This window comes from Amycolatopsis sacchari (assembly GCF_900114035.1).
GTDB lineage: Bacteria > Actinomycetota > Actinomycetes > Mycobacteriales > Pseudonocardiaceae > Amycolatopsis_E > Amycolatopsis_E sacchari.
In genome coordinates, this window is sequence record NZ_FORP01000053.1 from 1 (window position 1) to 9,706 (window position 9,706).

10 protein-coding genes are annotated in these 9,706 nt (G+C 70.4%); 5 read left to right on the forward strand and 5 right to left on the reverse strand.

Annotated elements, in window-relative coordinates:
• Positions 1-297: 297 nt before the first annotated feature.
• The 4 genes from BMZ92_RS36365 to BMZ92_RS36380 all read right to left on the reverse strand — a co-directional run bounded on the left by BMZ92_RS36365 (position 298) and on the right by BMZ92_RS36380 (position 3,885).
• A complete protein-coding gene (locus BMZ92_RS36365) occupies positions 298-1,083 on the reverse strand; it encodes an LLM class flavin-dependent oxidoreductase (RefSeq protein ID WP_091517234.1) in 786 nt (261 codons plus the stop codon).
• Positions 1,084-1,150: 67 nt separating this feature from the next.
• Complete coding sequence (locus BMZ92_RS36370; RefSeq protein ID WP_091517235.1) at positions 1,151-1,825, reverse strand: metal-dependent transcriptional regulator; 675 nt, start codon at positions 1,823-1,825, stop codon at positions 1,151-1,153.
• 10 nt (positions 1,826-1,835) lie between these two features.
• A complete protein-coding gene (locus BMZ92_RS36375) occupies positions 1,836-2,291 on the reverse strand; it encodes a GNAT family N-acetyltransferase (RefSeq protein ID WP_091517236.1) in 456 nt (151 codons plus the stop codon).
• Positions 2,278-3,885, reverse strand: coding sequence for an amidohydrolase (locus BMZ92_RS36380; protein WP_091517237.1), 1,608 nt, complete (start codon positions 3,883-3,885; stop codon positions 2,278-2,280). The genes BMZ92_RS36375 and BMZ92_RS36380 overlap by 14 nt, the downstream gene beginning before the upstream one ends.
• 102 nt (positions 3,886-3,987) lie before the next feature.
• On the opposite strand from BMZ92_RS36380, the gene BMZ92_RS36385 reads away from it, so the two are divergent.
• From BMZ92_RS36385 to BMZ92_RS36400, 4 genes are all read left to right on the forward strand, one after another.
• On the forward strand, positions 3,988-4,716 hold the full coding sequence (locus tag BMZ92_RS36385; protein ID WP_091517238.1) for an enoyl-CoA hydratase/isomerase family protein: 729 nt from the start codon (positions 3,988-3,990) through the stop codon (positions 4,714-4,716).
• A complete protein-coding gene (locus BMZ92_RS36390; protein ID WP_091517239.1) occupies positions 4,713-6,239 on the forward strand; it encodes an ATP-dependent acyl-CoA ligase in 1,527 nt (508 codons plus the stop codon). Before BMZ92_RS36385 ends, BMZ92_RS36390 begins: the two co-directional genes overlap by 4 nt.
• A complete protein-coding gene (locus tag BMZ92_RS36395) occupies positions 6,230-6,859 on the forward strand; it encodes a TetR/AcrR family transcriptional regulator (RefSeq protein ID WP_091517240.1) in 630 nt (209 codons plus the stop codon). The genes BMZ92_RS36390 and BMZ92_RS36395 overlap by 10 nt, the downstream gene beginning before the upstream one ends.
• A gap of 69 nt (positions 6,860-6,928) precedes the next feature.
• Complete coding sequence (locus BMZ92_RS36400) at positions 6,929-7,252, forward strand: hypothetical protein (protein WP_091517241.1); 324 nt, start codon at positions 6,929-6,931, stop codon at positions 7,250-7,252.
• A gap of 111 nt (positions 7,253-7,363) precedes the next feature.
• On the opposite strand, the gene BMZ92_RS36405 is transcribed toward BMZ92_RS36400, so the two are convergent.
• Positions 7,364-8,533, reverse strand: a complete 1,170-nt coding sequence (locus tag BMZ92_RS36405; protein WP_091517242.1) for an acyl-CoA dehydrogenase family protein — start codon at positions 8,531-8,533, stop codon at positions 7,364-7,366.
• Between the two features lie 91 nt (positions 8,534-8,624).
• On the opposite strand from BMZ92_RS36405, the gene BMZ92_RS36410 reads away from it, so the two are divergent.
• Complete coding sequence (locus BMZ92_RS36410) at positions 8,625-9,293, forward strand: 4'-phosphopantetheinyl transferase family protein (RefSeq protein WP_091517243.1); 669 nt, start codon at positions 8,625-8,627, stop codon at positions 9,291-9,293.
• The last annotated feature ends 413 nt before the right edge of the window (positions 9,294-9,706 follow it).

The following is a 9,706-nucleotide window of genomic DNA, read 5'->3' on the forward strand; positions in this document are numbered from 1 at the left end:
CACCACCACATACCCCCAGCCACCACGCATCCGACTCCTCACCCAAACCGCCTAACTTAGCGGTATTGGCCGGCGGGCAGGCTCCAGGATGATGGACCCCAAAGGGATCTCACCTTCTCGAGGTGGTCGAGTTGAGTGATCATCCCGTCGCCTGCGGTTTGTGCATATCACTTTGAGGACCAGCCGCAAGCCTGGCAAGGCAAGCGCAAGCGAGCAGAAAGGTTGCGGCTGCCCCTCAAAGTGATCCACCGGTATCAGGCGACGGGATGATCACCCAACTCTCGTGTGGGTCTGCGGCTATCGCCGCAGCACCTCGATCACCTCGGCAAACGCCCCCATGAACCCGGAATTCACCGTGACATAAGAGATCCCCAGCTCCTCCCGCCACCTCAGCAGCCTCTCCGCCCCCTCCTCCGGCGTCCCCGGCAGCACGGTCACCGCGCCGCCGGCCACGAGCTCCGGAACCCCCACCCCGATGAACCGCTCCAACCACGGCGCAGGTTCATCACCCACCGCCAGCAGGTTCGCCGCCAGTTCCACCGGCTTACCCCGGAAAGAGTCCACATAGGACACTGCCTCGGCCTCGGTGGTCCGAGGCGACCAGGCCATCGTCGCGATATCGGCCTTCTCGGCGGCGAGCGCACGCGTCTTCGGGCCACCGGCGGCGAGCAAGAGTGGCGGCCGATCCTCTTGTGCCAGCAGGAAATCCACCGTCTCCGCCAGGTGCGTGAACCGGCCGTCCAACGACCCGCCGAAGGCCTCGATGCGGGCCGCCGCCTGGGGGCGTCCACTGCCGAGGCCGAGTTCGAACCGGCCGCCGGTGAACTGGTGCAGCGATCGCGCCTGCCAGTCCAGCAACCGGCGATCGCGGAACTTGTCCACTGCCACGAAAGTCCCGACGTGCAGCCGTTCGGTGACAGCCGCCGCCGACGACAGGATCGTGAACGGATCCAGCTCGCCCTGCGGATCGGGCGAGAGGAGGGTGTCGAAACCGAGGTCCTCGGCGTGGCGCGCGAGGTCCGTCCAGGTGCGCAGGTCGGCGCCGGAACCCACGACGCCGAAACGGAACGGGCGATCAGTCATGCCCCAAGGGTGCGCCCGTAACACGCGCGAAACGTCCGCCCACGGGCGGCAAACCGGCGTACGCGCGTCAGAGTACGGCGACGCTCAGCGCCTGCGCGATCTCCTTGCCCAGCGCGTGCGTGGTGTCCCCGACCTTCACCACGAGCGAACCGCCGAACGGCTGCCGCTCGACCACCTCGATCCGCTCACCGATACCGATCTCGTGATCGGCCAGATAACGCAGCATGTTCGGGTCCGTGTCCCACACCCGCACGATCTGCCCGACCGCACCCGGCTCCAGCTCGTCCAGCAACCGCGTCGGCAGCTCCTCGACGCTGCCGTCCGCCGCCGGGATCGGATCGCCGTGCGGGTCGCGCACCGGGTGCCCGAGCTTCGCCGAGATGCGCTCGACCAGCCGGTCCGACACCGCGTGCTCGAGCGCGTCCGCCTCGGCGTGCACCTCGTCCCACGTGTAGCCCAGCTCCTGCACCAGGTACGTCTCGATCAACCGGTGCCGCCGCAGCACACCCCGCGCCAGCAGGCGGCCCGCCGGGGTCAGCTCGATACCGCGGTACGGCACGTGCTCGACGAGCCCCTGCTGCGAAAGTTTCGTGACCATGCCCGACGCCGACGAAGGACTCACCGACAACCGCCCCGCGAGCGTGGTGTTCGTGACCGCTTCGCCGCGCTCCACCAGGCCGTAGATCACCCTGATGTAGTCCTCGATCGAGGACGACGAAGAACGGCTGGGGCTGTCAGGCATACCCTCAACTTTACGACGTGCGCCCGGCTCCGGGCCGCCACCGGTACCTGATCCACCCCGCCACCGGCTCCGCGCCGAGCTGGGCGTAGAACGCCGCGGCCTTGTCGTTGCCCTCCTGCATGTCCCATTCGACCCGGCCGTCCGTGCGCTCCCGCAGCGCGTCGAGCAGCTCGCGGCCCAGACCACTGCGCCGGTGTTCCGGCCGGATGAACAGGTCGTCGAGCCAGATCCCCGGCCTGCCCTCCCACGTGGAGAAGTTCCACGAGCAGAACGCCATTCCCGCGACCTCCGGCCGTCCCGGCGGCTCGGCGATCAGCACCCACGCCTTCGGGTCGGGGCCGAACAGGTGCTTGGTCATCTCGGTGCGGTCGAGCGACACGCTGTCGTTGCCCTCGTACCGGGCGTGCTCCTCGATGAGCGCGCAGATCTCCTCGACGTCGGTGACCTCGGCGTCACGGACGGGCATCGTGCGTTCCCCTCTCGTAAACCAGTTTTCCGCCGACGACGGTCGCCAGCACGCTCGCGTCGTCGAGCCCCGCCTCGTCGGTGATGTCGGCGGACAGCACCGCGAAGTCGGCGAGTTTCCCGATCTCCAGGGTGCCCACTTCACGCTCCCGAAACGCCGCGTACGCCGATCCGTACGTGTAAGCGCGCAACGCTTCTTCCGGCGTGATGCGCTCGGCGGCCCCGAAGAGGGCTCCGCCCGACGTACGCCGACGCACCATGTCCGCCAGCCCCAGCAGGGGCGCGCCGTTCACCACCGGCCGGTCCGAACTGCCCGGAAGGACACACCCCGCGTCCAGGAACGAGCGCAGCCGGTAGCACCACGCCTCCCGCTCCGGGCCGAGCGCGGCCGCCATCCCGTCACCGATCTCGTTGACGAACCGCCCCTGCGGCACCGGCACCAGCCCCAGCGCCGCGATGCGCGCCACCTGCGCGGGCGGCACCACGCCGCAGTGCTCGATGCGGTGCCGGTGGTCGTCCCGCGGATGGGCCGTCAGCGCCGCTTCGTACGCGTCGACGATCGTCGAGACCGCCCGGTCACCGATGGCGTGCGTCGCGATCTGCCACCCCGCCGCGTGTGCCTTCAGGATCGTCGCGGCGAGCTCCTCCTCCGGCTGCTGGAAGTACCCGCGGTTGCCCGGGTCGTTCGCGAAGTCGTCGTGCATCGCGGCGGTCCGGCCGATGAGCGAACCGTCCGCGAACAGCTTCATCGGCCCGATCCGCAGCCACTCGTCGCCCAGCCCGGTGCGCAAGCCGAGATCGAGCCCGAACCCGGCAGCGTCGGGTAGGTCGTGCAGCACGGCCGACGACACCATGAGCGTCGTCCGCACACGCAGCACCCCGCGTTCGCGCGCCTGCTGGTACGCCAGCACCTCCGCCGGGCTCTCCCCGACCAGCCCGCCGCCGACCCCGGCCTCCTGCACGCTCGTGATGCCCTCGGCCAGGTACCGCTCGCCGGCGCGGTCGATGGCGCGCACCAGGGTGTCCGTCGGCGTCGGGTAGGTCAGCGGCCGCAGCAGCAGCTGGGCCTGCTCGCGGAGCAGCCCGGTCGGCGAACCCTCGTCGTCCAGCACCACGTCCCCGCCGACGGGCACGTGCGCCACGTCCAGCTGCGCCAGGACGTTCGAGCTGACCACGACCATGTGCCCGGACGTGTGCTTGACCCGCACGAGGTGGTCCGGCGCCGCCCGGTCGAGCCCGTGCCGCGTGGGGTGCCCGCCGACCAGCCGGTTCTGGTCGTAACCGTTGGCGACGATCCAGCTCCCCGGCGGCGTCCGCGCGGCCCGCTCGGCGATCGCCGCGTACACCTCGTCCACGTGCTTGCACTCGCCCAGCGCCACCTCGTCGAGGCTCATCCCGAACCAGGCCATGTGGTTGTGCGCGTCGTGGAACCCCGGCACGACGACCGCCCCGCCGAGGTCCACCCGCCGAGGCGTGGACAGCGCCTCGGCGTCCTCCCCGAGCGCGACGACCCGCCCGTGCAGCACGGCCACCGCGGACGCCCAGCCCCTCCCGGTGAACACGCGCGCGTTCTCGTAGATCGTGTCGACCTTCACAGCTCGGACAGTACTGCGACGCGAAGCGTCTCGATGAGGGGTGGCGGCCGGGCGAGGGGCTGGCCCTATCGATCGATCGATCGGTTAGCTAGGCTCGGCGGCATGAGCTGCGTGGAAGTCTCGCTGGGCGAGGTCGCACAGATCCGCCTGAACCGGCCGGAGCGGCTGAACGCCGTGGCCCCCGCACTGGTCGACGACCTGCTCGAAGCGCTCGACACCGTGGGGCGCTCCGACGCGCGGGCCGTCGTGCTGTCCGGCCGCGGCCGGGCCTTCTGCGCCGGCCACGACCTGAAGGAGCCGCCGGCCGAGGGTGACTCGCGGGCACGGCTCGAACGCCTGCAGGACGTCACGCGGCGCCTGCGCGCGCTCCGCCAGCCGGTCATCGCCGCCGTGCACGGCTACGCCATCGGCGCGGGCGCGGAGTTCGCGCTGGGCTGCGACCTGATCCTCGCGGCCGAGGACGCGGTGTTCGCGTTCCCCGAGGCCGGGCTCGGGCTCAGCGTCACGGGTGCCGCCTCGCGGCTGCTGCCGCAGCTCGTCGGCCCGCTCAAGGCGAAGGAACTCCTACTGCTCGGCGAACGCGTGCCCGCCGCGGAGGCGCTGCGGCTCGGGCTCGTGAACGCCGTGGTCCCCGACGTGCACACCACCGCGACGGAGTGGGCGGAGCGCATCGCCGGGCATCCCGCGGGCGCGGTCGCGCTGGCGAAGCGGGCGCTGGACGCGGGCACCGACCTGGAGGCGGCGCTGGAGCTGGAGGTCAGCCACGCGCTGATCACCGAGCACACGCCGGAGGTGGCGCGTTCGGCCGAGGCGTTCCGGAGCCGCGCATGACCGCGCTGGAGCAGGTCGACGACCTGGTCACGCTGGTCCGCCGCGCCGCCGAGCGGTGGCCGGACAAGGACGCGTGGATCTTCGACGAGACCGGTGAGCGCCTCACGTTCGGCGAGGTCGACCGGCGCAGCACGCGGTTCGCGCTGGCGCTGCTCGAGCTGGGCCTGCGGCCCGGCGAGCGCGTCGCGGTGATGCTGCGCAACCAGCCCGAGTTCCCCCTGCTGTGGCTCGCGCTCGCCAAGGTGGGCGCGGTGCTGGTGCCGGTGAACACCAACTACCGCGAGTTCGACGGGGCGCACGTGCTCCGTCACTCCGGGGCACGGTTCGCCGTGGCCGCACCGGAGTTCGTCGAGCTGCTGACCCGGATCGCCCCGGAGACGAAGGTCGAGCGCGTGCTCACGGTGGACGAGCTGCGCGCCGAGTCGGGCGGGCTCGCGCGGTTCGAGGCGGTCGGCGAGCAGCCGGTGAACATCCAGTACACCTCGGGCACGACCGGTGCGCCGAAGGGGTGCGTGCTGCCGCACCGCTACTGGCTCACGCTCGTCCGCGGCCTGGTGACCGACTTCCCCGCGGTGTCGGACGAGGACCGGATCCTGACGGCACAACCGTTCCACTACATCGATCCACAGTGGAACGTCGCGCTGGGCCTCGCCTCGGGTGCGGCACTCGTGGTGCTCGACCGGTTCCACCCCTCGACGTTCTGGGACAAGATCCGCGAGCACGGGATCACGTGGTTCTACTGCCTGGGCCTGATGCCGACCCTGCTGCTGCGGCAGCCGGAGTCACCGGCCGACCGGGAGCACCGCGTGCGTGCGATCAGCGCCTCCGCGATCCCGCGTGACCTGCACGCCCAGCTGGAGGAGCGCTGGGGCGTGCCGTGGTTCGAGGCGTTCGGGATGACCGAGACCGGCGGCGACATCAGGGTTTCCGACACCGACCACGACGAGCTGGTCGGCACGGGCTGCATCGGCCGCCCCATCCGCGAGCGCGAGGCGATGATCGTCGACGAGGACGGCCGGCCCGTGCCCCGCGGCGAGACGGGCGAGCTGGTGCTGCGCGGCGTCGGCCTGATGCACGGGTACCACGACGATCCCGAGGCGACGGCCCGCGCGTTCCGCGGCGGCTGGTTCCACACCGGTGATCTGGCCACAATGGACGCCCAGGGCCGGATCTTCTACGTGGGCCGCACGAAGGACATGATCCGCCGCAGCGGCGAGAACATCTCGGCCGACGAGGTCGAGCGCGCGCTGCTGCTGCACCCGGCCGTCGAGGTGGCCGCGGTGGTGGCCGTGCCCGACGAGCTGCGGGGCGAGGAGGTCAAGGCGTTCGTGGTGCTCCGCGAGGAGGTGGGGCCGGACGAGCTGGCGGAGTTCTGCTCGGCCAAGCTGGCGTACTTCAAGGTGCCGCGCTACTGGACCATCGCGGAATCGCTGCCCCGCACCCCCTCGGAGCGCGTCGCGAAGGGCGAGCTGCGCGAGTCGACGCTGCCCGCCTACGACCGGGTGAGGCAGGAGTGGCGCTGAACACGGAACAACGCGTGCGCCGCGCCGCGGTGCGGTTGTTCGCGGAAAAGGGTTTCCACGGCACCGGCATCCGGGACCTCGCGCAGGCGGCCGGCATCTCCTCGGCGAGCCTGTACCACTACATGGGCACGAAGGAGGACCTGCTCGTCACGATCATGCGTGAGTGCCTCGACCGGCTGCTGCTCGGCGCACGCCGGGCCGTCGAGGGCGTGGCCGACCCGCGGGAGCGGCTCGCGTCGCTGGTCGCGCTGCACGTGCTCGCCCACGCCCGTCAGCCCGCGGAGACGCGGGTGGTGGACAACGAGGTGCCCGCGCTGTCGGCTGCGGCGCGGCGCCGGGTGGTCGCGCTGCGCGACGAGTACGAACAACTGTGGACGGACGTGATCGGCGAGGGGCTCCGGCACCGGGCGTTCGCGGTGGCCGAACCCGCCGTGACGAGGCTCGCATTGCTGGAGATGTGCAGCGGCGTGGCCCGCTGGTACTCGCCCCGCGGCCCGCTCGATTTGGATCGCCTTGCGAGCCATTACGCCTGCCTGGCGCTGCGGATGCTCGGCAGCGCCGATGACGACTGCCCCGCCGGGGTCGAAACGGCCCGGAAAGTGGTCGCCGATCTGTGGTGAACAACCCTCCAGCTGGGGATTCCGGGGCATTGCCTTGCCGCGACGGCGTATCTGAGGGACCCTCGAACTGTGAGTGAGCAAACGATCCATCTGGAACTGGACGAGTCCGGCCTCGCTCCGGGGCTGCCGGTTCCATCAGACCCTCGCGATCAGGTTCAGGACGTGCCTTATCGTCCCGTGGAGTTCCGTGACGACGACCTGCCGTCGGCCCTGGAGCGGTGCGCGGCCTGGCTGCGCAGCGCACAGGAGTGGCTCGGCGAGCCGCTCGACGTGCTGGCCATCCACCTCGACTACGACGATCGGGAAGGCGCTCCCTACTACGACGTCAAGCTGCTGTGCAACGAGGAGGACCTGGCCGGGGCACCGCTGGCCATCAAGGCACAGGGCAAGTAGGACCACTGTTCGCGAGGAGGGGTGCTTCCACTGGGGAAGCACCCCTCCGCCGCTCGCACGCGGCCTCAGCCGGGGGTCGCCGGGCCGCGCCCGGGGCACCCGGCGCGAGCCTCAGCCGAGGATGCCGCTCACCTTCACGTGCCCCTTGAGCAGGTTGCGGGCGATCGTGCGGCGCTGGATCTCGTCGGTGCCCTCGTAGATGCGCAGCAGCCGCAGCTCGCGGTACCAGCGCTCGATCGGCAGCTCGCGCGTGTACCCCATGCCGCCGTGGATCTGCAGCACCCGGTCGACGATCTCGTTCGCCTTCTGCCCGCCGTAGAGCTTCGCGATCGACTGGGCGTGCCGTGAGTCGAGCCCCTGGTCGACCTGCCACGCCGCGTGCAGCACGAGCCAGCGCAGCGCCTCCAGCTCGACCCCGGAGTCGGCGATCATCCACTGGATCGCCTGCCGCTCCGCGATGGGCGCCCCGAACGTCTGGCGCGTGTTGGCGTGGTCGATGGCCATCTGCAGCAGCCGCTCGCACGACCCGATCGCGTGGGCGGGCAGGATGTAGCGCCCGCGCCCGATCCACTGCATCGCCAGCTCGAAGCCCTTGCCGACCTCGCCGAGGATCTGCGATTCGGGCACCCGCACGTCCTGGAAGATCAGCGACGCGGGGCCCCACTCGCCCATCGTGTCGATGTACTCGGACTTCCAGCCCATCTCGCGGTCGACGAGGAAGCACGTCACCCCGCCGTTGGCGCCCTTCTCGGGGTCGGTGACGGCGAAGACCATCACGAAGTCGGCCTCGTTGCCGCCGGTGATGAACGTCTTCTCGCCGTTGATGATCCAGTCCGCGCCGTCCTTGCGGGCCGAGGTGCGGATCGCCTTGGCGTCGGACCCGGCGCCCGGCTCGGTGATCGCGAAGCAGGACTTGCGCTCGCCCGCGATCGTCGGGAGCAGGTAGCGTTCCTTCTGCTCGTCGTTGGCGTAGAACAGGATGTTGTCCGCCGCGCCCCCGAAGCGGAACGGCACGAACGTGCGGCCCAGCTCGGCCTCCAGCAGCGCCGTCATCACCGCGGACAGGCCCATGCCGCCGTACTCCTCCGGCGTCTGGATGCCCCAGAAGCCGGACTCCTTCGCCTTGAGCTGGAGTTCGGTGAGTTCGTCGGCGGTGATGCCCGGCTCGCCCCGGCGTTCGCGGCGGAGCACCTCCTGCTCCATCGGCATCAGCTCTCGCTGCACGAAGGTGCGCACCCAGTCACGCACCTCGCGCTCTTCCGTGCTCAGGGTGAAGTCCATGCTCCGGTGCCTCTCCACAAATTACTAAGCGCTTGCTTACCAGCCAGGCTAGCGCACCGGCGGGGGGTGGGGAACCCGGTAAGTTGGCGTGGTGATCGGATGTGCGGTCTGGTGGGCGCGGCCCCTGCCGAACGAGCCCCGGTACCTGGCGTTGCTGGACGAGGCGGAGCACGGCAGGCACCAGGCGTACCGGCAGGAGATCGACCGCCGCCGGTTCCTGACGGGCCGGGTGCTGGCGAAGACGGTGCTGGGTGAGCGCCTCGGCAGGCCACCGGAGTCAGTCGCCTTCGACGCGACTTGTGATGACTGCGGGAAGCCCCACGGCAAGCCGAAGCTCACGGGGGTGGAATTCTCGATCTCCCACTCGGGCGACCGGATCGGCCTCGCGGTGACGACGTCCCCGGTGGGCCTGGACGTCGAGACGGAAAACCGCCGGGCCGACGAGTCGCTGATTTCGTACGCCCTCAACGAGACCGAGCAGCAGGCGCTGAACGGCCTGCCGGAGGAGGCGAAGGCGAGCGAGTTCTTCCAGTACTGGACTCGGAAGGAGGCGCTCATGAAGGCCACCGGAAGGGGCCTGAAGATCCCGCTGCAAAGCATCACCCTGGACGGTCCGCGCCTGGCCGCCTGCACGGACCCCGCACTGGACCCGGCCAACACCCGGCTGGCAGACCTCACCCCCGGCGATGGATATCGGGCGGCGGTGGCAGTGCTGACCAGGGACGAGGTTGAGGTGACAGAACACACCTGGCAGCCCTAGGTAACCCAGCAACGCGACGCGAGCGGCCCCACCACCCACACACCGCACCCGTCGATGCGAAGCGAGCGGCCACACCGCCCACACCCACCCCCGCCCCGATCCCCAGCCGCACTTACGGCCGATCCGCCGGGTCAAGAGTGGCGCAGCCATCCCGAAGGGACGCCGAAGGCGCTCTTGACGCGACGGATCGGCCGTGAACACTCAAAGATCGGGGCGGGGGTGGGGCCGCTCAGCAGGCGCGCCAGCGCCGGGAGACCCCGTGCCCGACTTGACCAGCAAGGAAGCCAGTCCAAAGAAAAAGAATGCCTCGCCGGCGGGCAATACCGCTAAGTTAGGCGGTTTGGGTGAGGAGTCGGATGCGTGGTGGCTGGGGGTATGTGGTGGTGTGGTGGTGGGGTTTTTTGGTTTTGTAG